27 protein-coding genes and 1 pseudogene are annotated in these 22,614 nt (G+C 64.4%); 14 read left to right on the top strand and 14 right to left on the bottom strand.

Going from position 1 to position 22,614, the window contains the following annotated elements:
• Positions 1–19: 19 nt before the first annotated feature.
• Complete coding sequence (locus tag ACTJI5_RS09280; RefSeq protein ID WP_058538795.1) at positions 20–703, bottom strand: Crp/Fnr family transcriptional regulator; 684 nt, start codon at positions 701–703, stop codon at positions 20–22.
• Between the two features lie 268 nt (positions 704–971).
• Here ACTJI5_RS09280 and ACTJI5_RS09285 point away from each other — a divergent pair, with 268 nt between their 5' ends.
• From ACTJI5_RS09285 to ACTJI5_RS09300, 4 genes are all read left to right on the top strand, one after another.
• Positions 972–1,220, top strand: a complete 249-nt coding sequence (locus ACTJI5_RS09285) for a YdcH family protein (RefSeq protein WP_062185537.1) — start codon at positions 972–974, stop codon at positions 1,218–1,220.
• The gene (locus ACTJI5_RS09290; protein ID WP_054731556.1) at positions 1,220–1,549 is read left to right on the top strand and encodes a TraR/DksA family transcriptional regulator; all 330 of its coding nucleotides are present in this window, start codon (positions 1,220–1,222) and stop codon (positions 1,547–1,549) included. The genes ACTJI5_RS09285 and ACTJI5_RS09290 overlap by 1 nt, the downstream gene beginning before the upstream one ends.
• Positions 1,550–1,569: 20 nt before the next feature.
• Positions 1,570–2,847: an MgtC/SapB family protein gene (locus tag ACTJI5_RS09295; protein ID WP_440860082.1), complete on the top strand. Its 1,278-nt coding sequence runs from the start codon at positions 1,570–1,572 to the stop codon at positions 2,845–2,847.
• 61 nt (positions 2,848–2,908) lie between these two features.
• Complete coding sequence (locus tag ACTJI5_RS09300; protein WP_440860083.1) at positions 2,909–4,228, top strand: NRAMP family divalent metal transporter; 1,320 nt, start codon at positions 2,909–2,911, stop codon at positions 4,226–4,228.
• On the opposite strand, the gene ACTJI5_RS09305 is transcribed toward ACTJI5_RS09300, so the two are convergent.
• The 3 genes from ACTJI5_RS09305 to ACTJI5_RS09315 all read right to left on the bottom strand — a co-directional run bounded on the left by ACTJI5_RS09305 (position 4,225) and on the right by ACTJI5_RS09315 (position 7,099).
• A complete protein-coding gene (locus ACTJI5_RS09305; RefSeq protein WP_058538791.1) occupies positions 4,225–4,548 on the bottom strand; it encodes a response regulator transcription factor in 324 nt (107 codons plus the stop codon). The two genes, ACTJI5_RS09300 and ACTJI5_RS09305, sit on opposite strands and share 4 nt — an antisense overlap.
• 72 nt (positions 4,549–4,620) lie before the next feature.
• On the bottom strand, positions 4,621–5,235 hold the full coding sequence (locus ACTJI5_RS09310; RefSeq protein ID WP_054733988.1) for a response regulator transcription factor: 615 nt from the start codon (positions 5,233–5,235) through the stop codon (positions 4,621–4,623).
• Complete coding sequence (locus ACTJI5_RS09315; protein ID WP_062186924.1) at positions 5,225–7,099, bottom strand: PAS domain-containing sensor histidine kinase; 1,875 nt, start codon at positions 7,097–7,099, stop codon at positions 5,225–5,227. The genes ACTJI5_RS09310 and ACTJI5_RS09315 overlap by 11 nt, the downstream gene beginning before the upstream one ends.
• Before the next feature lie 329 nt (positions 7,100–7,428).
• Between ACTJI5_RS09315 and ACTJI5_RS09320 the strand changes: the two genes are divergently transcribed.
• From ACTJI5_RS09320 to ACTJI5_RS09355, 8 genes are all read left to right on the top strand, one after another.
• On the top strand, positions 7,429–8,013 hold the full coding sequence (locus tag ACTJI5_RS09320) for an NAD(P)H-dependent oxidoreductase (RefSeq protein WP_336444409.1): 585 nt from the start codon (positions 7,429–7,431) through the stop codon (positions 8,011–8,013).
• 48 nt (positions 8,014–8,061) lie between these two features.
• Complete coding sequence (locus ACTJI5_RS09325; RefSeq protein WP_062185545.1) at positions 8,062–9,678, top strand: MBL fold metallo-hydrolase; 1,617 nt, start codon at positions 8,062–8,064, stop codon at positions 9,676–9,678.
• 89 nt (positions 9,679–9,767) lie between these two features.
• On the top strand, positions 9,768–10,835 hold the full coding sequence (locus ACTJI5_RS09330; RefSeq protein ID WP_062185546.1) for a zinc-dependent alcohol dehydrogenase family protein: 1,068 nt from the start codon (positions 9,768–9,770) through the stop codon (positions 10,833–10,835).
• Positions 10,832–11,485, top strand: coding sequence for a hypothetical protein (locus ACTJI5_RS09335; protein ID WP_062185548.1), 654 nt, complete (start codon positions 10,832–10,834; stop codon positions 11,483–11,485). Before ACTJI5_RS09330 ends, ACTJI5_RS09335 begins: the two co-directional genes overlap by 4 nt.
• A gap of 72 nt (positions 11,486–11,557) precedes the next feature.
• Positions 11,558–12,115: a hypothetical protein gene (locus ACTJI5_RS09340; RefSeq protein WP_062185550.1), complete on the top strand. Its 558-nt coding sequence runs from the start codon at positions 11,558–11,560 to the stop codon at positions 12,113–12,115.
• Positions 12,103–12,477, top strand: coding sequence for an STAS/SEC14 domain-containing protein (locus ACTJI5_RS09345; RefSeq protein ID WP_058538785.1), 375 nt, complete (start codon positions 12,103–12,105; stop codon positions 12,475–12,477). Before ACTJI5_RS09340 ends, ACTJI5_RS09345 begins: the two co-directional genes overlap by 13 nt.
• Positions 12,474–13,205, top strand: a complete 732-nt coding sequence (locus tag ACTJI5_RS09350) for a VIT1/CCC1 transporter family protein (protein ID WP_062185554.1) — start codon at positions 12,474–12,476, stop codon at positions 13,203–13,205. The genes ACTJI5_RS09345 and ACTJI5_RS09350 overlap by 4 nt, the downstream gene beginning before the upstream one ends.
• A gap of 333 nt (positions 13,206–13,538) precedes the next feature.
• Positions 13,539–14,279, top strand: coding sequence for an ATP-grasp fold amidoligase family protein (locus ACTJI5_RS09355; RefSeq protein WP_238586766.1), 741 nt, complete (start codon positions 13,539–13,541; stop codon positions 14,277–14,279).
• 30 nt (positions 14,280–14,309) lie between these two features.
• Here ACTJI5_RS09355 and ACTJI5_RS09360 read toward each other — a convergent pair whose 3' ends face one another.
• The 4 genes from ACTJI5_RS09360 to ACTJI5_RS09375 form a co-directional block, all read right to left on the bottom strand.
• Positions 14,310–14,765 carry a potassium channel family protein gene (locus ACTJI5_RS09360; RefSeq protein ID WP_062185559.1) on the bottom strand — a complete coding sequence of 152 codons (456 nt, stop codon included), beginning with the start codon at positions 14,763–14,765 and terminating at the stop codon, positions 14,310–14,312.
• A gap of 36 nt (positions 14,766–14,801) precedes the next feature.
• Complete coding sequence (locus tag ACTJI5_RS09365; RefSeq protein WP_440860084.1) at positions 14,802–16,391, bottom strand: flavin-containing monooxygenase; 1,590 nt, start codon at positions 16,389–16,391, stop codon at positions 14,802–14,804.
• Positions 16,392–16,520: 129 nt separating this feature from the next.
• Positions 16,521–16,649: a hypothetical protein gene (locus ACTJI5_RS09370; protein WP_274520277.1), complete on the bottom strand. Its 129-nt coding sequence runs from the start codon at positions 16,647–16,649 to the stop codon at positions 16,521–16,523.
• 2 nt (positions 16,650–16,651) lie between these two features.
• Positions 16,652–16,825: a hypothetical protein gene (locus tag ACTJI5_RS09375; protein WP_156419645.1), complete on the bottom strand. Its 174-nt coding sequence runs from the start codon at positions 16,823–16,825 to the stop codon at positions 16,652–16,654.
• Positions 16,826–17,031: 206 nt separating this feature from the next.
• Between ACTJI5_RS09375 and ACTJI5_RS09380 the strand changes: the two genes are divergently transcribed.
• Positions 17,032–17,499, top strand: a complete 468-nt coding sequence (locus tag ACTJI5_RS09380; protein ID WP_062186925.1) for an NUDIX domain-containing protein — start codon at positions 17,032–17,034, stop codon at positions 17,497–17,499.
• A 174-nt stretch (positions 17,500–17,673) separates the two neighbouring features.
• On the opposite strand, the pseudogene ACTJI5_RS09385 reads toward ACTJI5_RS09380, so the two are convergent.
• From ACTJI5_RS09385 to ACTJI5_RS09395, 3 genes and pseudogenes are all read right to left on the bottom strand, one after another.
• Positions 17,674–18,222, bottom strand: a pseudogene (locus ACTJI5_RS09385) (BON domain-containing protein); the annotation flags it as partial.
• A gap of 213 nt (positions 18,223–18,435) precedes the next feature.
• Positions 18,436–18,675 carry a hypothetical protein gene (locus ACTJI5_RS09390; protein WP_152682483.1) on the bottom strand — a complete coding sequence of 80 codons (240 nt, stop codon included), beginning with the start codon at positions 18,673–18,675 and terminating at the stop codon, positions 18,436–18,438.
• A gap of 330 nt (positions 18,676–19,005) precedes the next feature.
• Complete coding sequence (locus ACTJI5_RS09395; RefSeq protein WP_058538779.1) at positions 19,006–19,551, bottom strand: cytochrome b; 546 nt, start codon at positions 19,549–19,551, stop codon at positions 19,006–19,008.
• 371 nt (positions 19,552–19,922) lie between these two features.
• On the opposite strand from ACTJI5_RS09395, the gene ACTJI5_RS09400 reads away from it, so the two are divergent.
• The gene (locus ACTJI5_RS09400) at positions 19,923–20,135 is read left to right on the top strand and encodes a hypothetical protein (RefSeq protein ID WP_336444413.1); all 213 of its coding nucleotides are present in this window, start codon (positions 19,923–19,925) and stop codon (positions 20,133–20,135) included.
• On the opposite strand, the gene ACTJI5_RS09405 is transcribed toward ACTJI5_RS09400, so the two are convergent.
• The 3 genes from ACTJI5_RS09405 to ACTJI5_RS09415 form a co-directional block, all read right to left on the bottom strand.
• On the bottom strand, positions 20,120–21,190 hold the full coding sequence (locus ACTJI5_RS09405) for a fused MFS/spermidine synthase (RefSeq protein WP_440860085.1): 1,071 nt from the start codon (positions 21,188–21,190) through the stop codon (positions 20,120–20,122). The two genes, ACTJI5_RS09400 and ACTJI5_RS09405, sit on opposite strands and share 16 nt — an antisense overlap.
• A 531-nt stretch (positions 21,191–21,721) precedes the next feature.
• Positions 21,722–22,027, bottom strand: coding sequence for an alkylphosphonate utilization protein (locus tag ACTJI5_RS09410; protein ID WP_062185572.1), 306 nt, complete (start codon positions 22,025–22,027; stop codon positions 21,722–21,724).
• Positions 22,028–22,122: 95 nt separating this feature from the next.
• Positions 22,123–22,614, bottom strand: a 492-nt coding sequence (locus ACTJI5_RS09415) for an STAS domain-containing protein (RefSeq protein WP_440860086.1), incomplete at its 5' end; no start/stop codon positions are given.

The following is a 22,614-nucleotide window of genomic DNA, read 5'->3' on the forward strand; positions in this document are numbered from 1 at the left end:
CGCCCAGGTTCCCACTTTCTCAACCGGCCATCGCTGCCACTCGGGCGCGGTCGTTGATCCGTACCGCGCGCCGCGAGGGCAAGTCGACGAGGCCGTCGCTGCGCATGCGCGTCAGCTGCCGGCAGGTCGTTTCGATCGTCAGCCCCAATATGTCGGCGATCTGCTGGCGGCCGAAGGGGAGCTCGAACCCGTCCGGGGTCTCGCTGGCATCGGCGGGCAGCCGCTCTTCCATGTCGAGAAGGAAGGAGGCGACCTTTTCGGGTGCCGACTTGCGGCCGAGCAGCATCATCCAGTGCCGCGCGCGGTCGAGCTCGTCGAGCGTGCGATGGAGCAGTTTCTGCTGGAGATGCGGATGGCGACCCGCGAAATCGTCGAACTGCTGGCGATTGAAGATGCAGACCTCGGCGTCGGTCATAGCGGTGACCCGGTAGGGGCTTTGCTTGCCGAACGGGCGGCCGATAAAATCGGAAGGGAAGACGAGCCCGACGATCTGCTCGCGGCCATCGGCGGTGGCGACGACCAGCTTCAGGACGCCCGACAGGACATTCGCGACCGTCGGGGCTTCGTCGCCTTCCCAGAGCAGGGTGTGACCCGCCTTCACGCGCTGCCGCCGCCCCATGCGGCCGAGTTCGGCGGCTTCGTCGGCGGCAAGGCTGGCGCAGATGGCGCGGCAGCGTACGGCGCAGGATGCGCAATCGCTCATCGCCGTGCACCCGCAAGCGACGCGCGCTGCGCACGCCACTCCGTTGCTTGGCGGTCGCGGCCTGGATGGCGGAAAAGATGTGGCTGACCCCTCATGCGGCCGGGAATAGCGGCTCTGCATGCGCCCGTGATTACGCAACTGTACGTATGCGGTGCGAGGAAAGGCCCGACCGGCGCGAACCGCCAGGGGCGTAAGGGCTATTGCGTAACGACAGGGCGCGCGTCCCGGCGCAATCCGGCGAGACAAATCCGCGACGAAAGGACCCAGGATGAGCGAAGCCGGCCACGATCTTCATGCGCTGTTTCCGGACCACGGGCCGGCGCTCCATGCACTCAAGCTTGGCAGTTCGAATTTTCGCCAGCTCGCCGAGGAGCATCATGACCTTCAGAGCCGGATTCAGCGAGTCGAGGCCGGTCTTGCGGCGGTCGCCGACGACCAGCTGGAGGACCTCAAGAAACGGCGGCTGTTCACCCTCGACGAGATTGCCGCGCTCATCGCGATCGAGGAGGAGGCGTGATGCACAGTCTTTCCGAAATACGCGCGGGCCTGGTCGTGCGCCTCGACCAGCTCGCAGCGGAGGTTGAGCGGCTGGAAAGCGAGCAGCGCGTGCCGCTCGACGACGATTCCGCCGAGCAGGCTGTCGAGCGCGAAGACGACGAGACGATCGATGCGCGGCAAAGCGCCGCAACTGAGCAGATGAAGGCAATCCGGCTCGCGATCGCGCGTCTCGATGCCGGCCATTACGGCCTCTGCACCGCGTGCGGCATCCCGATCGATGCCGCGCGCCTCGAAGCCGTTCCGCACACCGCGCATTGCATCGACTGCGAGCGCGAGTTCGGCGGCTGAACATACGTCCGGCGAACGACATGATCGAATCCCTTCCCGACGCCAACCTGCAGCAGCTCGCCGGCATCGGACTGGCGCTTCTTCTCGGGCTGCTTGTCGGCATCCAGCGCGGCTGGAGCCTGCGCAACGAGACCGCGGGCAGCCGCTTCGCGGGTGTGCGGACCTTTGCGCTGTTCGGCCTTGCAGGCGGCATCGCGGGAGCTACCGGATCTCAAAGCCCGGCGATCGCGGCGATTGTCGCCGGGGCTGCAGCTGTCCTCACCCTCATCGGCTATGCGAAAACCGCGCGGGCGCCCGAGCAGCTGAGCGGGACATCGAGCCTCGCGGCCCTCATCACGCTCGGTTGCGGCTATCTCGCGGCCAGCGGTCGGAGCGAGATGGCGACGGTGGTCGCCGTCGCCATGACGCTGGTGCTTGCGCTGCGCACCGAGCTTCATCGCTGGGTTTCCGGTCTCAGCGATATCGAGGTCGGCGCGATCGTCCGGTTCGCGCTCATCGCGCTCGCCATACTGCCGCTGCTGCCCGACCAGCGCTTCGGCCCCTATGACGCCTGGAATCCCCGCCAGCTCTGGCTGGTCGTGGTGTTCGTCTCGGGCTTCTCCTTTCTCGGCTATATCGCAGCGAAACGCTTTGGCGCCTCGCGGGGCACGCTCGTCATGGCCGCGACCGGCGCGATGGTTTCCTCGACCGCGGTGACCGCAGCGCTCGCGATGCGCGTGCGCGATGGCGAGGAAAGCGAGGCGATGGCCATTGCCGGCATCGGCGCGGCGTCGGCGGTCATGCTGATCCGCGCGATCATCCTGACCCTGTTCCTCGCGCCGGCAGCGATGCCGGCCTTCGGCTGGCTTGCGGCACCCGCCGCGCTGGTGAGCGGCGGCGCGATGTTCTGGGCTTTGCGGAGCCGCCGCAAGGAAAGCGCTGCCAACCGTCCCGTCGAGCTCAAGAACCCGTTCCGGCTCGCGCCGGCGATCGGTCTGATGCTGCTCGTCATGGTGCTGACCGTCGCCGCACGCTGGATGATGGCGATGGTGGGCGAACGCGGCCTCGCGCTGGTCATCGCGCTTTCGGGCCTGGCCGACGTCGACTCCGCGATCATCACGGTGGGATCGCTACCTCCGGGTCTGCTCGAGGGCCAGATCGCGACGATCGTCATCATTGCCCCGGTGCTCGCCAACACGCTGTTCAAAGGGGCCACCGCTCTGGCGATCGCAGGGCTGCGCAAAGGATGGAAGCTCGCCCTGCCGCTTGTCCTGAGCGTGGCGGCCAGCCTCGCAGTCACGCCGACCCTTCTCGTCTGAGCCCGATCGGATGCAACATGAAATGGCCAGAGGTGAAATGATTTCAAAAAATGGGGCCTCGATGACCGCAGCAATTGACCAAGACGAAGGACCGCCGACCCAGCCGGCGAACCTTTCGTCAAACCCGCGGACATTTCTTCGCGCGCTCGGTCCGGGCCTGATCGCCGGCGCCGCCGACGACGATCCGAGCGGAATCGGAACGCACAGCCAGATCGGCGCGGCATTCGGTTACCGGCTCTCCTGGACCTTCGTGCTGAGCTTCCCGCTGATGGTGGCGATCCAGGAGATCGCCGCCGAGATCGGGCGGGTTACCGGCGCAGGGATCGCGCGCAACCTCCGCCGGCATTATTCGCGTCCCCTGCTCTGGTCGATGGTGTCGCTGCTGCTCGTCGCGAACATCATCAATCTCGGCGCCGATCTCGGCGCGATGGGTGCGGCGCTGGCCCTGCTCGCCGGAGGCAAGGCCGGACTCTATACCTTGTTGTTCGGGATCCTCAGCATCGTCCTCGAAGTCGGCCTTAGCTATTCTCGCTACGCCGCAATCCTCAAATGGACGACGCTCACCCTCTTTACCTATGTCGCGGTGCTGTTCGTGGTGCATGTTCCATGGGGCACGGCCCTCACGGCGCTGCTGCTTCCCGACATCGAACTCAATGCAGCCTATGCCACGGCGTTCGTCGCAATCCTCGGCACGACGATCAGCCCCTATCTCTTCTTCTGGCAGGCGGGGCAGGAGATCGAGGAACAGCATCGCCATCATGCCAAGCCGCTCTGCCTGACGCCCGCGGCAGCCGATGGCGAGTTCAGGCGCATTCGTGTCGACACGCTGACGGGCATGGCGTTCAGCACTCTCATTTCGCTCGCGATCGTCTTCGCGACCGCGGCGACGCTGCATGCCGAGGGCATACGCGATATCGCCACATCGGCGCAGGCCGCCGAAGCGCTGCGTCCGCTCGCCGGGCCGTTTGCTTTCGCGATGTTCGCGCTCGGAATCATCGGCACCGGCCTTCTCGCGGTCCCGGTGCTGGCCGGATCGGCCGCCTATGCCGTCACCGAGATGGCGGGAATGGCAGGTAGCCTCGACGCCAAGCCGCTTTCGGCGCGTCTCTTCTACGGCACGATCGCCGCGACCACGCTTGCCGGCGCCTCGCTCTCGGCGATCGGCATCGACCCGGCACGCGCGCTCTACTGGGCAGCGGTGGTCAATGGCGTGCTCGCCGCGCCGCTCATGCTGGTGATGATGCTGATCGCCCGCAATCCGCGCGCGATGGGCCGTCTCGTCATTTCGCGCCGCCAGAGCTGGTCGGGCTGGGCCGCAACCGCGGTGATGACGGCAGCAACCTTGCTGTTTTTCTTCTTCCTCGTGACGGGAGATATCTAGCGCGGGGCGCGGGCGTGCCGCGCGATCAGTGCGTCGATCCGGTCGCGCTGGGGCAGGATGATACCGAGGAGCCCGGCGAGCGTCGCGGCGCCGAGCTTGCGCATCAGGCGCGAGCGATGAATTTCGACGGTGCGGTGACTGATGCCGAGCTCCTGCCCGATCTGCTTGTTGGTGAGACCGCGCACGAGCCCGCCCACGACTTCGAGCTCGCGATGTGTGAGCTGTTCGATGAGAGGGGGCGAATGCCGCGACCGCGCAGCGCGGTCCGGCGCGGGGCGGCGGATCGCGGCCTGTGGGTCTTCGCGGCGGGCTGTCGTCATGCGGTCCATCCTCCGATGGACAGTCGTCTAGCGCTCGGGCGTCCTGCGGTCGTTACGTAATGTCCGCAGATTTCAGGCACCGAGTCCTGCGGCGAAGGCGAGCCGCAGCGCGTCGGACAGGCTGCGGACATCGAGCTTCGCCATGAGGTTCGCACGGTGGACTTCGACGGTACGCGGCGAGATGCCGAGGTCATAAGCGATGGTCTTGTTCGGCAGTCCCTGCGCGAGCCCTTCGAGAACCTCGCGCTCGCGCGGGGTCAGGATGCCAAGAACGACCTCGGCCTCGGCGGCGCGCGCCACCGCTCCATCGGCCGCCGCCATGCGGGCGAAAGCGGCCTCGATCGAGGCAATGAGCACCGCCTTTTCGAACGGCTTTTCGAGGAAATCGACCGCGCCGGCCTTCATCGCCCGGACCGCGATCGAGACGTCGGCGTGCCCGGTAAGGACGATCACCGGCATGGTAACCCCGCGCTCCAGCATCGCCTGCTGGACCTCGAGCCCGTCCATTTCGGGCATGCGCACGTCGAGCAGGACACAGCCTTCGGGCACGTGCCGGATTTCCTTCAGGAACAGCGCGCCATTGGCCCAGGTCTCGACCGCATAGCCCGAGGTCTTGAGCATGAAACTCGCCGACCGCCGGATCGCCTCCTCATCGTCGACGATATGCACGAGCTTCCTATCCGACATCATTTTCCTCCGCCTTCGCGCTCACCAGTGTGAAGTGAAATTCGGTCCCGCCGCCGGTGCGCGGCTCCATCCAGATACGTCCGCCATTGGCCTCGACGATCGTCCGGCAGATCGAGAGACCGAGTCCCATGCCTTCTGCCTTGGTGCTGACGAACGCCGTAAAGAGCTGCTCGGCGACCTCCGGCGTCACGCCCGGTCCGGTATCGGCGACGATCACGCGGACAAAGCCGCGCTGGTCGGGACGGCTCGTGACGGTCAGCTGCCGCACCGGACTGTCGGCCATCGCTTCGACAGCGTTGCGAATGAGGTTGATCAGCACCTGCTGGATCTGGACCTTGTCGACGAGCACCGGCGAGGCATAGGGATCGAGGTCGAAGCGCGGCTCAACGCTCTTCTCGCGCGCGCCCATCAGTCCGAGCACCGCCGCCTCGTTGATGAGCACCGGCAGTTTCTCGATCGTCTTCTCGACCTCGCCGCGCGCCACGAAGTCGCGCAGGCGGCGAACGATATGCCCTGCGCGCAACGCTTCCTTCGCCGTATCGTCGAGCGCATCGCGGATCATCGGAATATCGTCGGGATCGGGATTGGCGAGCAGGTCGCGCACCGCTTCGACATAATTGGTGACCGCGGTAATCGGCTGGTTGAGCTCATGCGCGAGCGTCGAGGCCATCGTCCCCATCGCGCTGACGCGCGAAACATGGATCAGCTCGGACTGGAGCGATTCGAGCCGCGCCTCGGTCTGCTGGCGTTCGGTGAGGTCGCGGATGAAGCCGGTAAAGAGCGGGTGACTGTCGCTCGACGCCTCGCCGATCGACAATTCCATCGGAAAGGTCGAGCCGTCCCTGCGCTCGGCGAACACCACGCGTCCGATGCCGATGATGCGCTTTTCCCCCGTTTCGAGGAAGCGCCGGATGTAGGCATCGTGGCGCTCGCGATCGGGTGAGGGCATCAGCCGGCTGACATTGACCCCGAGCAGCTCGGCCTCCTGATACCCGAACAGCCGCTCGGCGGCCGCGCTGAAGGACACGATCGAACCTTGATCGTCGATGACGACCATCGCGTCGGGCACCGTCGAGAGGATCGACCGGAGATGGCTTTCCTGCGACCGCAGCGCCTCCTCGGCGGCGCGCCGTCCGGTGATGTCCGAGACGACCTTGGCGAAACCGCGAAGATCGCCGCCCGCGGTGCGAAGCGCCGTGATAGAGACATCGGCGAGGAACTCGGATCCATCCTTGCGGACGCGCCAGTCCTCCATCTCGAGACGTCCCTCGCGCGCCGCAACGGCAAGGTCGCCCCCAGGTTTGCCGGCCGCGACGGCGTCGGGCGGATAGAAGATCGCGGCATCCTTGCCGACAACCTCTTCCTCGCGCCAGCCCTTGAGGCGTTCGGCGCCCTTGTTCCAGATCGTCACGCGGCCTTCGGCATCGAGCAGGTAGATCGCATGCCCCTGCGCGCCGTCGATGAGCAGATTGAGTTCCTCGGCGACCAGCGCCGCCTCGGCATCGCGCCGCGCAGCGCGATGGTCGCTTTCATGCACGCGCCGCCGCATCCGCTCGAAGGCTTGCGAGAGCGCGACGATGCCGGCCGCGGTGACCAGAAACACTATGACCTCGACGAGATTATAGCTGCCGCCGTCCCGGAAGCCGGCGAAATAGAGACCAAGCCCAAGGGCTGGCGCGGTCGCAATCGATGCCGCCATCGGACCGGCATAGAAAGCGGCCGCAAGGATGGCGGGTGCGAAAAGCAGGAAGGATGCACTGCCGCCAAGCCAGGGAGTGAGCGCATAGCGGAGCAGCGCCGCAGCAGCGACAAACAGCAGCGCCAGCGCCAGGCGTATCGCAAAAGGACGTTGTATCATCGACATCGACCGCGCGGCCTCCGCCCGCGCTGCAAAGGCGCCGCCGCCCTCTCGGTGCGCCTTCCCCCGATCACCGTCCATAGCGGCTTTTGGCGGGGCGCGAAACGCCCGGCGCGTTCGCGATCCGTATTGTTCCTTAAGGGACATCCCGCTTCGCTAGGGCGGTGTGCGCCGTGCGCCCATGCGGGAATCTACGGATAGGAGGAACCCGCCCGCGATATCAAAAGCGGCACGCGGATCGTCGCGCCTCGCCCGTCCCGTCCAGCTCGGCCCGGCGCGGCGGTCCATTGCTCCCGCGCTAAAATCCGGCAGCGGCCCTTCGTTCAGGATGTCACATGCAGACCAGACGGATCACGCTCATCGACGGACATCCCGACCCCGATCCGGGACGGTTCGTCCATGCGCTGGCCGATACCTATGCGGCGGCGGCGCTGGCGGCGGGTCATGAGGTCCGCCGCATCGCGGTTGCGGAGCTCTCGTTCGATTTGCTCGAAAGTCGCGCCGAGTGGGAAGAAGGTCCGCTTCCGCCCGCGATCGCCGAGGCGCAGGACGATATTGCATGGGCCGAACATCTGGTGATTTTCTACCCGCTCTGGCTCGGAGACCTGCCCGCTCGCCTCAAGGGCTTCTTCGAACAGGTGATGCGCCCGGGCTTCGCGTTCGCGCCCAAGGCGAACGGCTTGCCCGAAAAACGCCTCAAGGGCCGGACGGCCCATATCGTCGTGACGATGGGGATGCCCGCGCTTTTCTACCGCTTCTTTTTCCGCGCGCACAGCCTGCGCAGCCTCGAGCGCAACATTCTGCGCTTTGTCGGCATCGCGCCGACCGAACGCAGCATCGTCGGCAATGTCGAGGGCGATCCCAAGCACCGCACCATGTGGCTCGAGACAATGGCCGAACATGGCGCGGCGGGCCGCTGAGCCGATGCAAGGTCGTCGATCCCATCCGCGAAAGAAGGGCAGCTAGTCATGGCCAATACCGAAACGCCGCTGACGATCCAATTCCATGGTGCCGCCGGAACCGTCACCGGCTCGTGCATGGAACTCACGCTCGGGCAGCACAGAATCCTGATCGATTGCGGATTGTTCCAGGGATCGCGAAGCCTCGAAACACTGAACCATGGCGCGTTCGCGTTCGAGGTCGGCAAGATCGACGCCGCGCTCCTGACCCATGCCCATATCGATCATTGCGGGCTGTTACCGAAGCTCGCGAAGGAAGGCTATCACGGCTCCGTCTGGTGCACCGCGCCCACCGCAGACCTTCTCGAATATATGCTCGCCGACGCGGGGAGAATTCAGGAGAGCGACACCGCGCGCCGAAACCGCCGCTATGACCGCGCCGGCGAAGCGATGTTCGAGCCGCTCTATACCGAGGCCGATGGCCTTCGCGCCTGGCGACTCGCCGAGCCGGTCGGACTTGGGACATGGTTCGAACCCGCGCCGGGTTTCCGGGCGCGGCTGTGGAACGCCGGCCATATCCTGGGTTCGGCCTCGGTCGAACTGGAAGCCGGCGGGGTGCATCTGCTCTTTTCCGGCGACATCGGCCCCGACAACAAGGCGTTTCACGACGATCCCGCAGCGCCGGAGGGCATCGATTTCCTCATATGCGAAGCGACCTATGGCGACCGCACGCGGCCCAAACTCTCGATCGAACAGCGCCGCGCGCTACTCGAAACCGAAGTCAAAGCGGCTCTCGCGAGGGGCGGGAATCTCGTGATCCCGACCTTTGCGCTCGAACGCACGCAGGAACTGCTGCTCGATCTCGCGCGCCTTGCCGACGCGAACCGCATCCCCAATGTGCCTATCTTCGTGGACTCGCCGCTCGCGAGCCAGGCGACGAAGGTGTTCGCGGCCCATGCTGCCGAGCTCGAAGATGTCGAAGGCGCCGACATCTTCCGGCATCCCTCGATCCGCTATGTCGAGGATGTCGCCGAATCGATCCGCCTCAACAGCGTGTCGGGCGCCATCATTCTCGCTGCCTCGGGCATGTGCGAGGGCGGGCGCATCCGCCACCATCTCGAGCATAATCTTCATCGGCGCCAGTCGACGATCCTGTTCGTCGGGTTCCAGGCGCGCGGATCGCTCGGGCGAGTCATCCTCGACGGAGCCGGGCGCGTGCGGATTTCTGGCAAGGACATCAATGTCCGCGCCGCCGTCCGGCGCATCGACAGCTATTCGGCGCATGCCGACCGCGACGAGCTCGCGGCATGGATACGCGAACGTCACCCGATCCGTGGCGGACTTTTTCTGGGTCATGGCGAGAGCGAATCGATCGAAGCGCTGCGCACGCTCGTCCAATCCGAAACGCCCCGCCTCGCCGTCGTCGCTCCGGCGATCGGGGAGACTTTCGCGCTCGCCCCCGGCGCACCGCCCAAGCGAATCCGGACCGGACGCGTCGATATCGCCCGGCTCGCGGGTGAAGACTGGCAGAATGACTACGCCGATTTCGCCGCCAATCTGAAGCACAACCTCGCGCACATCCGCAGCGAGGAAGGGCGGCGCAAGGCGCTCGACGAGATGCGGCGGGTGCTCGCCAACTATGAGGCGGCGCGCTCCCAGCAGAAGCGGCGGCGCCGCGCGGCATAGACAAAATCCTCGCAACCGGCGGGTTCCACGCGATCGAGGCCGCCAAGACAAAGGTCCGGACGCCCCGCCACATACAAAGGAGACATCGCATGAAAGCCCTCGTCTATAACGGCCCCGGCCTGAAAGCCGTCGAGGAGCGGCCGGTGCCTCAGGTGCAGGACGCGGGCGACGCGATTGTGCGCATCACCAGGACGACCATTTGCGGCACCGATCTGCACATATTGAAAGGCGATGTCCCGAGCTGCGAACCGGGGCGCATCCTCGGGCACGAGGGCGTCGGTATCGTCGACAGCATCGGGACGGGCGTGACCGTTTTCGCGCCCGGCGACCATGTTCTGATCAGCTGCATAACCGCGTGCGGCCGCTGCGACTATTGCCGTCGGGGCATGCCATCGCATTGCACGACGGGCGGCTGGATCCTCGGCAACATCATCGACGGCACGCAGGCAGAATATGTTCGTATCCCACATGCCGACACGAGCCTCCATGCCATCCCCGAGGAGGCCGGCGAGGATGCGCTGGTCATGCTCAGCGACATCCTGCCGACGGGCTTCGAATGCGGCGTGCTCAACGGCAAGGTCGCGCCGGGATCGACCGTCGCGATCGTCGGCGCGGGTCCGATCGGCCTTGCCGCGCTGCTCACGGCGCAGCTCTTCTCGCCCGCCCGGATCATCATGATCGATCTGGACGAGGCGCGCCTCGCCATCGCGCGCCGGTTCGGCGCCACCGACACGATCAACAGCGGCACACGCGACGCCGCGGCGGCGCTGATGGAGATGACGGATGCGCGCGGCGCCGACACGGTGATCGAGGCTGTCGGCGTTGCCGCCACCTTCGAACTTTGTCAGCTGCTTGTCGCAGCCGGGGGAACGATTGCGAATGTCGGCGTGCATGGCGCCAAGGCCGACCTGCACCTCGAACACCTCTGGTCCCGCAATATCACGATCACGACGCGATTGGTCGATACCGTCTCGACGCCGCAGCTCTTGCGGATGGTCGAGGCGAAACAATTGGATCCCGGAGAGCTTGTCACCCATCATTTTGCGATGGCCGACATGATGGACGCATATGAGGTCTTCTCGCGGGCGGCCGAGACCAAGGCACTGAAGGTCATCATCGAAGCCGACGATCCGCGCACGGCGAGGCCTGCAGCGTGACGCAGCGCATGAAAGAGATCGCGCGGACCATCGTCGAACTGCAGGTCGAACTCGATCGCGAGATCGAATTTCGGCGAAGGGCGCTGGGCGTCCGGGTTCATGACCGGCTCGTCGAGTTCGAACGCGGCATCGTGATCGAACAGAGGAAACTCAAGACGAGCGTGCGGGCGTTTCTCGCCCGCTCCTCCTTCGGTGTCATCATCACCGCGCCCGTCATCTACTCGATGCTGCTTCCGCTGGTCCTGCTCGATATCTGGATCAGCGTCTACCAGGCCATCTGTTTTCGCGCCTATGGGATCGCCCGTGTCGAGCGACGCGACTATATCGCGTTCGACCGGGGTCGCCTCGCCTATCTCAACTGGGTCGAAGCGCTGAATTGTGCCTATTGCGCCTATGCCAATGGCGTGATCGCCTACGCCCGCGAGATCGGAAGCCGGACCGAGCAATATTGGTGCCCGATCAAGCATGCGCTCAGGATCAGCGATCCGCACCAGCGCTATTATGAGTTTCTCGAATTCGGCGATGCCGAGGGGTATCGGACGCGTCTCGCCGCGTTCCGCGAGCTGCTGGCCGCGGACGGCGACGATATCGCCGCCGGGACCCGCGCCGCGTCACCGCGACCGGAAGCGGAGGAACAGACGAGTCCGTAGAATCCCGCAATGCGGCGCTTGCGGCACGGCGTTATGCCTGCTCCCGACGCAATTTCCGCAAGGGAGACGATAATGATTGCGACCGACGCGCCCGGCCGACCCGTGCAGAGCGGCCTCTGGAAGGAAATCTCGGTGCTCGAGATCGGGGTGGCGGTGTGCCTCCTCATCCTGTTCGTCCTCTCGCGCACCTTCCTCGAGACGATCGCCGCCATCTACATGCTGGTCGCCGCGATGCTGTTCGCCGCGCTCGTCCAAGGCCGCATGGCGGCGACCTGCAATGACCGGCTGGACCGGCGGCTATGGCTCGCAAGCGCGCTCGCCTGCCTCGTCCAGGCGATCATCCTGTTCGTCGATCCGCTGCTCGGGGGTTATCATACCGCCATGGCGATGGCGGGTATTCTCGCCGCTGGCGCGGCGGCGCGGCTGACGCTTGCCCTCGTGCGGGGCCATGCGGGCCGCGGCTGGCTCTATCTCTCGGGCGCGGTCAGCATGATGGTATCGCTCGCGATCGGATTCGCCTGGCCGTTCGCCTCGATCGTCCCCGCGGCGCAAAGCCTCACGCTCGACCTGCTCGCCGTCGCGGCGATGCTGGCGAGCGTCACCGGAAAGGCCCCGGCATGTTCGAGATGATCAAAACGAACGACGACGTGCTCGCCGTCCGTATAGAGGGCAAGATCACCGGGGCAGAACTGGCCTCGATCATGGACCGGCTCGACGCCACGATGGCGGCGAACGAGACGGTGCATGTCTATGCAGAGACGCGGTCGATCGACGGTATCGAGATCAGCGGGCTGGGCGCTCATATCGCGCGCGCCGCGCCCCTTTTCGCAAAGCTCGACCGGTTCGGACGCGTCGCGGTCGTCGCCGACCAGTTATGGATCCGGGCCCTCACGCGGATCGAAAGCGCCCTTCTGCCGCATATCAGCTATAGGGTGTTCAAGCCCGAGGATCGCGGCGCGGCGCTGATGTGGGTCGAAGGGCGCGACGGATGACTGGCACCCTTCTGCCCGGTCCCTGGCCGTCGGCACGCGGCGATCACCGCGAAGCCCATCTCGTATCGCGGACGGGGTGGCTGCGGGCAGCCGTGCTCGGCGCGAACGACGGGATCGTCTCCACCGCAAGTCTTATCATCGGCGTCGCGGCGTCGGGTGCCACCCGTCAATCGATCCTGGTTTCGGGGGTTGCCGGCCTCGTTGCCGGCGCCATGTCGATGGCGGCCGGCGAATATGTGTCGGTCAGTTCGCAGGCCGATACCGAGCGGGCGGACCTTGCCCGCGAAAAGAGAGAGCTGGCGAGCGACCCCGCGGCTGAACGCGACGAGCTGGCCGGCATTTATGAACGACGCGGCCTCGATCCGGAAACCGCGCGCATCGTGGTCAACCAGATGACCGCGTTCGACGCGCTCACGACGCATGCGCGCGACGAACTCCATATCACCGACATGACGGCCGCGCGCCCGGTCACCGCGGCGCTGGCGTCTGCCGCCACCTTTACCGCCGGCGCGTCGCTGCCGCTCCTCGTCGCCGCGCTGGCGCCGACGACAGGGATCGTTGCACTCGAAGCCATCGGGTCGCTGCTGTTCCTCGCCGCGCTGGGATGGCTCGGCGCATTTGCAGGTGGCGCCGCGCCCGCCCGTCCGGTTGCACGCGTCATATTCTGGGGGGCGCTTGCGATGGCCATCACGGCCGGAATCGGCCGGCTGGTGGGCACGGCTGTCTGACGGACATGGGCGGACCCCGCCCCGATCTTAGAACAAATGATCGGGCGAGGCAGCCTTTTCGCACCTGCACGGTTACCTGTTTCATGACGGCCGCGGACAAACCATCGAAGCATGTGCGGCTCCCGGCCGCTTGGGCCACCCTGCACGCATGTGGAAATCCGGGCGCCGGTCGTAGTGGAACGGGAGCAACATGACCGCGGCAGTCGCTGCCGCGCCGACCCAACCCGGCGTTGATCGGGGCTTCTGCTCGCCGCGCAGCGCGTCGGTCTTCTCTATGGCTGGCGCCATGGCCGCCCCATCGACTGGAACCATCCCGCCCGCTTCACCGAACTTGTGCAGCTTAGAAAGCTGACCGATCGGTCGCAGATCCAGACCCAGATGATGGACAAGATCGCGGCGAAGCGCTTGGCGGGGGCGCGGCTGGGCGAGGAGTGGATCGTGCCGACGCTCTGGCAAGGCACGGACCTGCCCTGGCTGATCCCGTTCCCGGCCCCCGCGATCATCAAGTCGCGCCACGGCTGCAATCAATATAGGGTCATCACGGCCGTGCCCGACTGCGCGCGATGGCAGCAACTGCGCAGAACAGCCCGCCGCTGGCAGCGCAGACCCCACGGGCGCTGGCTCGACGAATGGGCCTATCGCGACGTTCCGCGCGGCATCCTCACCGAGCCGCTTCTTGGCGGCGCGCTCCCACTCCCGATCGACTATAAGATCTATGTGTTCGGCGGCACCGCAACGCATGTCCAGGTCCATCTCGGGCGGGGCCGCCGGCATCGATGGATCCTTCACGACCGTAGCTGGCGACAGCTCGTCAGGGCCGCGGACGAACCACCCCCGCCACCGTCACTGCCTGCGATGCTGGAGGCGGCCGAAACGCTGGCCGGCGACATGAATTTTCTTCGCATCGACTTCTACGACATCGGGGGTCGACCCTATTTCGGGGAATATTGTCTCTATCCGGGTTCCGGTCTCGACCCCTTTGCCGCGGACTGGATAGACCTTGAACTGGGCGCGCTCTGGCTCGCGGCCATGGCTGAAAATCCGGTGTCATCCGCACCGATTGGTTATGCCTAGCAGCCAGACCGCGTCAGCATCACCGCTAGGTCATCCGCCACCATGATCGGTATCCAAACTGCGTTCGAGGAGTTTCATGCGATCGACGATCGAGAAAAAGAAGGCCGTGGACCAGCCGATCAGGATGATACCGCTCGCGCCCTCGATCGCACCGAGGACGCGCAGCCCCGGGGGCAGGACGAGATCGCCATAGCCTATCGTGACATAGGTCGATGTCGAGAAATAGAGCGCATGCTCGAAGTCTGTGAAAGCGCCGAGCAGCTGGTAAATGCCTGCCCAGATCCAAATTTCGGCCGAGTGCAGCGCGAATAGCCCGAAGGCGGCGACGAGGATCGCGCCGCCGTTGAGAAGAATGACGAGATAACGCCGCGAAGCACGCCGATAGCGGCGCAGAATGGCGAGCAACAGTGCCAGGCCGGCGAGATGCACGACGACCGTGACGCCGACGACGAGCGTGGCGAGAGCCAGCTGATGGGCGAGCGTCACGGACTGCGCGGGGCGGCCGCCTCTATCATGGGAGGCCTATGCCCCTCGCCGATGTTGCGGCGGGGCCACGCCATCAGGCCGCAACGTCCGTAGTGGCCCGCTTGGACACCCCCGGTCGCTCACCGTCATAGACGAACTCCGCTCCGCGCAGGTCGATGCGCGGGAAAGCGTCTTCTCCGCCCAATAATCCTGATTGTGGCGCCATTCGGGTTTGTCACCGCGGCGCGGCATCGCGCCCAGCCCACGCATCAGATAGCCCGGATTGAAATTATCCTCCTCGATCCACGGCAGGATCTGCATGCCCTCATCCTCGGGCCTGAGCGCGACCTCGACCCTCCTCGCACCGATGTCGTCCATATGGTTGAGGAGGTTGCAGACAAAGTCTCCCATCATGTCGACCCTGAGGGTCCAGCTGGCGCGAAAATAGCCCATGACCCAGGCAAGGTTGGGCACGCCGGTCATCATCATCCCGCGATAGGTGATCGTCTTCGCCCAATCGACGGGTGCGCCGTCGATATCGAACGGGATCCCGCCCATCACCGACAGATTGAATCCGGTCGCGGCCACGATGATGTCGGCCTCGATCTCCTCGCCGCCGACCGTGCGGACACCCGTCGCAGTAAAATGGTCGATCGTATCGGTGACGACCGTCAGCTTTCCCTGGGTCGCCGCCTTGAAGATGTCGCCTTCGGGACAGAAGGCGAGCCGCTGCTGCCACGGGCGGTATTTCGGCGTGAAATGCGGCTCGAATTTGAAGTCGGGATCGCCCGAATAACCCCGGATCAGCGCTTTCAGATCCTCGAACACCGCGTCGGGCTCGGATTGGCACCGCCGTGTCATCAGATCCTGGTCGTGCATGATCTGTGCCCGCACGACGCGGTGGACCGTGGGCTCGTCGATTCCGACCTCGCGAAGCCGATCGGCAAGTTCGTTCCTGTTCTCGCTGCAGTAGAAATAGGTCGGCGAACGCTGGAGCATCGTCACATGCGCCGCCTTTTCGGCGAAGGCCGGCACGATGGTCGCAGCCGTCGCACCCGACCCGATGACGAGTATGCGCTTGCCCGCATAATCGATCGCCGAATCCCAGAGCTGGGCATGGATGAACTGCCCCTCATAATCCGAAAGTCCCGGCCAATCGGGGATATAGGGCTTCTCATGATCATAATAGCCCTGGCACATCCACAGGAAGCCGGCCGTGAAGGTAACCGGCGCGCCATCCGACGCGCGCACCGCCTCTATCGTCCAGTGATTGGCGGCGCTCGACCAGTGGCAGGCGGTAATGCGATGGCCATAATGGATATGGACCCCGATCTCGTTCTCCTCGATCACCTCGCCCATATATTTGAGGATTTCGGCGCCGCTGGCGATCGGCGCGCCCACCCAGGGCTTGAAGCGATAGCCGAAGGTGTAGAGGTCCGAGTCCGATCGCACGCCGGGATATCTGTGCGTGTCCCATGTCCTGCCGAAGGTCGGTTTCGCCTCGAGGATCGCGTAACTCTTCCCCGGGCACTGCTGCTGGAGATGATAGGCCGAACCGATGCCCGAGATGCCGGCACCAACGATCAACACGTCGACATGGATTGGACGGGGCTGGCTCGCGCGCCCTCGGTGCCTGATTTCCGCCATCGACAGCTCCCTTCACTTCTATCTTTGGAAAGGCATGAACACCGCATCGGCAAAGGTCATTGACCTTGGTCAACCAGGCCGTCGCCTCATCTGCTCTGGGATTTGCCGCACCCGCGTGGGCGGCGCCGGTCAGAGCCGGAAGAGAAAGAACCAGACCGAGCCCAGAATGACGAAGGCGAAATAGACGAGCCACAGTCGGAGCGAAGCCGCGTGCTCGCGGTCACGCTCAATCGGATCCTCGGGGTTCGATGGCGCCACTTTCAGGACCCCTTGCGTGCAAATCTGCGCGCCGCGAGGAGGCCAGCGGTAAGAATGGGGACCAGCGCCGCCGCCGCGCGAAGCTTGGGCGATCGCGAAACGCGGCCGATCTTCTTGCGCATCCGGCGCGGCACGCCGAGTTTCGCAAGCGACTTGTCGACATCGGGCATATCCATATTGGCCTCCTTCACCTTAAGCGTGGTCAGAGATTGAGCGAAAGCATCAGACCGCGAAATACGTAGATTCCGCACATGGCCGGGGAACGAAGGGCGCGTTACCTTTCAGCCATAGCTGCGCGGCGGCGCCGAAGACTGGCGGGCAGAACCGCTCGCAGCGATGATTGGGAGAGGGGATCGATGCCGACAAACAGCTGCGACTGCCAGTGATAGCGCGAAGCGCCGGGATACTGCTTTATCGGCTGAAGGGCGGGAGCGCGGAAGTCTTGCTCGTCCATCCCGGCGGACCCTATTGGCGTGGGCGCGACCGCGGCGCCTGGCAGATACCGAAGGGAGGAATTGGGGCGGGTGAAAACGCGGAGGCTGCCGCCTTGCGCGAAGCTCAGGAAGAGCTTGGCATATCGCTGCAAGGTACGCTTGTTCCGCTGGGCCCGCTCCGGCAGGCTGGCGGAAAGATCGTCGAAGGCTTCGCGCTCGAGCAGGATCTCGATGCTACTGCGGTCGTGAGCAATCGCTTCGAGATCGAGTGGCCACCGCGCAGCGGCCTGTACCAGTCGTTTCCCGAAATCGACGCGGCGCGATGGTTCACGGCGGCGGAGGCTGCGGCCATGATACTTCCAAGCCAGCAGCCTTTTGTCGACCGGCTCGCCGATTATCTGGCGCTTCGACACTGACGCAAAAGCGGCCGCCCGTCTTCGAGGGCGGCCGCAAAGCGTATTTTCGGGATCGCTCCGCTCAAAGGGCGATCGTGATATTATCCTCGACCCGGGTGACCCCCGGCGCCGACATGCGGCCCTCTCGGCGACCCCGCGCTCGGCCCATGCCCTGACCTTGCCGCCGAGCTTCACAATTCCCCCTTCGGTGGTCACGGTCACCGCGGCGGCGTCGAGATCGGCCTGGCGTTTGAAGGCCGAAACGATCCGCTCCTTCACGTCGGCGGGCGCCGGGTGCTGCTTGACCTCGATCAGGTTGCTCACGCCCGCGACGCCGGTAACGCGGCTGGCGGCCCGGAAGGCTTCCTTGCGTTGATAGTCCCAGTCGACCATGCCGCTCAGCGTCACCCGGCCCCGCTCGACCTTGACCTGAACCCTGTCGGTCGGGATCGACACCGTCCAAGCCATCATGTCGAGCAGGCGCCTGGCGATTTCATGATCGGCCATCTTGGGCTCGGACGCGAAATGGACCTTGATCTCTTCGGCGATCGCCCGGACGCCGGCGACGCGGCGCGTCGCCTTCTCGGCGGCGATCTTCTCCGGATAGGTTTTCACGTAACCCGAGAGAGTGACGACGCCATCTGTTACGGCGACGCCGATATCCGCATGATCGACGCTTGGCTCCCATTCGAGCTCGTCCATCACGTCGCGCTGCAACTGCCCGTCTGTCTTCTTCAACATCATCTGTCTCCTCTTCGTCCGAAGGTCGCAACCCGGCCAAAGGCCGGCAGGACCCGATGGTTCGGTTCGGAGATCTTCGCCTTCCCCGCGCACCGGCCCAACTCGGAAAACTCCGTAAGGGTAGCGCCTGCCTCCAATGGCATCGTACGTCAGCGAAATATGGGTCGGCTTAAAGGCTCCGGTCAGAGAACCGGACTTTTGCTCCTGCTTTCGATCTCAGCCCCTGAACGGAAGCATGATGGCCGCTCGCGCCGAACAATGGCGTAGAGACATCGCCGGCACGGCGATGCAATCGAAGACTCCATGATCCGGTACGATAAAAGCTTTCGAAGAGTGGCATTCTGCCTCGCCGGGCCGGCGGGATTTGTCGATGCCATCGGGTTTCTCAGGTCGGGCGGGCGCCTCGATCACGATCTTCCACCGCGACGGAGAGGTCCGTATCAGCGTCACCTTCATGACCGGCACCTTGGCCAAACTCGGCCATAGGTTTGCGGTGCGGCATTGGGCGGTAGCCCGACGGCCTGGAATCCATACCTGCTGCTTTGGCTAGCCCTCGTCGGCGGAGGCATTTTCGGCTCGGCCAGCCATGCTTGGTCTCCCGACGCAAGATCGGGTTCGCCGCCGCCTTCGCTCTCGCCCTCGTTCCCGTAAGGCAAGGGTTGACCGCCACCTTGTCGCCCTGAGCTGACCGGCTGCGGTCAGTTCGCTTTTTGGCACGGATCGCAAAAAGCGGACGTACGCCGCTGACCCAGATGGGATGGCAGGAAACGACCGGGTCGCGGACATTCAAATCCGAGCATAGCGCATCCGAAAGAGAAGACTGTCTTTTAGAACATAGTGGCGAAACAATGCTGCTGCTGCGTGGAAACCGATTAGCCAATATCCGATTGTGCCGCCCAGGCCGTGGAGGTCTTCGACCTCTTCCGCCAGTGCATGGTTTGGGGCCGCCAAGGGCGGCAGCTCCAAACCGAAGAAGGGAATGGGTTTGCCCTCAGCGCTGAGGATGAGCCAGCCGGCGATCGGCATTCCGATCATCAGAAGATATAGAGCAAAGTGAGTGGCGTTTGCGATCAGTTTCCGCCAGCCCGGCCCTTCCAAAGGCGCTGGTGCCGGCCATATGAGCCGCGCCATGATCCTGAGCCAGACGAGTCCGAAGACGGATAGTCCAAGCATGAAGTGCCAGTTCTTGAGCGCTTCACGGGACACACTGCCTTTTGGCCAGAATTCCCGTAGCTCGATAGCGGCGTAGACCGCAGCGATGACCAGCACCGTAAGCCAGTGGAGGATTATCGATGGCCGACTGTAAGAATCGGATTTTTTCTCAATCGTCATGGCGGCGCTCCTGCGATCACATTGCCCTGTATGAATTCTCGCTACATTGATCTGCATCAATCCGCGCGGATCGCTATGCGGTAAGCTTTTTACCCCGTTTGGGCCAACCCCTGACCTGACACCGGTCAAGGCCCCGCTACAAAATGACCTGGCCGCAAAGGGACCGTCCGCTCTTGAACCGCTTTGCGGCCAGGCGGCTTTTGGAACACAGTGCACAGAAGCAGCCCTGACGGCCCGATCAAGGTTTCTCCGCCACCCCGTGAGGAAGCGCTGGCCAACTTCTGTGGGTCCACGCAACGACCACCGCCGTCCATAGGCTGCCACTTTCTTCGTGCTGTCTCCGCGACTATGACGGACCCATGCCACGCCGAATGACGATAGCCGGACAGATCGAACAATTGATAGGGAACCTCGGTGGCTCGCCCATCTGCGACGACTGCGTCACCGATCGGCTGAACCTGTCGGTTCGAAGCCAGGCCAATGTCGTAACCCGCGAACTCGGCCAGCGCGAGGAATATAACCGCGCCAAGACCTTATGCGGGCAATGCGGCGTGCTCAAGACGGCCATTCAGATCAGAATATAGGGGTCGATTGTCGGCAGATGCTCAATTTCTGTCGCGAGCCAAAGCGAGGCGATCGACAGCGACTGCGCTTCCTGAAAGTCGCTATCGAAACTGTCGCCAAGCCTTTCATCGCGCGATTTGATGCCGTCCGATATTTCGTTCGCCAAAAGCAAAAAGGATATCGGATGGATGCGATCGAGATCGCCGGCGGTCTGCAATAGCGCGGCAGGATCCGAAGGGAGCCGCCCATCCCTGAATGCGAAGATGATCCGGTTCATCCCTATCTTCATGGGAAGATCGATCGTACATTCGAAATGCTCTCTTATGCGAGCCAGGATAGAGCCGTGCTTCCAGTAATCATCGCACAGGTTGACGACGAGAATGCCGCCAGGCTTCAACCGCGAATGGCAATCACGATAGAAACTTGAAGAACAGAGCTGCGCAGGCTGTCCGTCCTTGTCGAAGCCATCGACAAGCAAGACATCGCAGCTTCGTGTATCCCGCCTCACGAATTCCGCGCCATCATTGCAGACGATCTCGAAGCGCTCGCTCTCGGGCGGCATGAAGAATTGCTCCCGGACCGCAATGACGTCGGGGTCGATCTCTACCGCGACGATCGACGCCTCCGGAAGATATCGGTGGCAGTATTTTGCCAGCGATCCGCCGCCGAGCCCGATGATCTCGATGGTCCCCGGAGAGGGATGGAACAGGAGGAACCCCATCATCCGGCGCGTATAGTCGAGGATCAACATGTCCGGATCGTCGATACTCATCGCGCTTTGCACGAAAGCCCAGTTTGCGAGGAGGCTCCGTATATTGCCCAGCTCGAAGACGAGCGGGGCGGCGAGTTCGCCCGGCTCCATCGGAGACGCGCGATGATGTTCGGTCCCATATCGTTCAAAATAACGCTGTTCGCGGTCGATATCGTCGAGATGATCGAGAAAGCGATCGAGTTCGGTTTCCGCTTGATCGATGCTCCGGCAATCTGCCCCTGTTTCGAGTTCGCAAGCGATCTCGACCTCGAAATCTTCCGCGGACCTATCTGTCATGGTCGCGGCGCTCGTTCTGCCGATCATGCGATCGTCCGCCCGCAATGGTGACGCCGATAAACAGGGCGAGAAGCAAGACGGAGACGAGAATGATCAGGAATATCGTCATGCGCACTTCCCGCAAGGATGTGTCGATTGCCCGAAGGCCAGGCTGCCGGTCGCCTCCGAACGCCAGACAAACCCCGTCGGGGTCATGATCACCGCGGCCGGGATCATTGCCTTTGCCGCTGCTCGAACTGCAGTGCCTTCTGATACATCTCGCGCCATGCAACGGCCGCACGAAGGGCCCGGTCCCGTACGTTCGGAAGCGACGCCTCGTTCGCTTCCGTCTGACACGCCTGCATGCGAGCCAGATAGAAGCGGCTGTTCCGTGCGGTCGGTTTGAGATTCTGGGAAATCATGTCGCAAGTTCCGTTTCTCGGTATTGTGGTGGAACGTCATCGCGAGGCCCGGTCGATCCGGCCCCGGCAGGCCGGCGGAACTTTGCGGCTCCACCGATCGGCCCGGCGACGAGCCACGCGCCGCTGCCGCCACGACAAGGCTTCGCAAGCGGAAAACCTAGCGCTTGCGCACGAACTCGGCGCGCAAGACGAGCCCCCTGATGCTCTCGTGACGGCAATCGATCTCCTGCGGATCGCCCGTCAGGCGGATCGACTTGATGACCGTCCCCACCTTGAGCGTCTTGCCGGCCCCCTTGACCTCGAGATCCTTGATCAGTGCGACGCTGTCGCCATCCTCGAGCAGGTTCCCGACCGCGTCGCGAACCTCGACCTGCGAGGCCGCGGCCTTGCGTTCCGCAAGCTCCGACGCCGGCATCCACTCGCCGCTTTCCTCGTCATAGGCATAGTCGTCACTGTCACTCATTTCATTCTCCAGACTTGGTCAGAATTGGGTTTCCCGGCCGCCGGCCGATCGAGAAACGGCGCGTGCGAATGGCCTGCCGCTCACAGGGGCCGCTGTCATTTCGCACCCGCGAGATCGATCGCAAGCGCCTGCGCGCCCGCATAATCGGCCGCATAGGCGATGCGGCCCGCCGCTTCGCCAAGGCCGATCCGCCCGAGCATCGCCCGCGGCTGGGGCTGCACCCCCGAGACAATCACCCGCGCGCCCGCCAGCCGGGCCTGTTCGACAAATTCCTCAAGTGCCTGCGCGCCGCTCGCATCGAGGAGCGGTACGAGCCGCATGCGCAAGATGATGACGCGCGGCGACTGCCCGACGCGGCGCAGCGTGTCGAGCAGCTCACCCGCGACCCCGAAAAAGAAGGGACCGGCGATCCGGAACACCTCGACGCCCGGCGGCAGGTCATCGCGCTGGTCGAGATCTTCGGCATCGAGTTCGGCGTCGCGCCGCCCGCTTCGATCGACCTCGACCGCTTCGGCCATACGCGCCATGAAAAGCAGCGACGCGAGCGTCACCCCGACCGCGATCGCCACCGTCAGATCGACGAGGAC

The organism is Sphingopyxis sp. 22461, assembly GCF_052044915.1.
Taxonomy (GTDB): Bacteria; Pseudomonadota; Alphaproteobacteria; order Sphingomonadales; family Sphingomonadaceae; genus Sphingopyxis.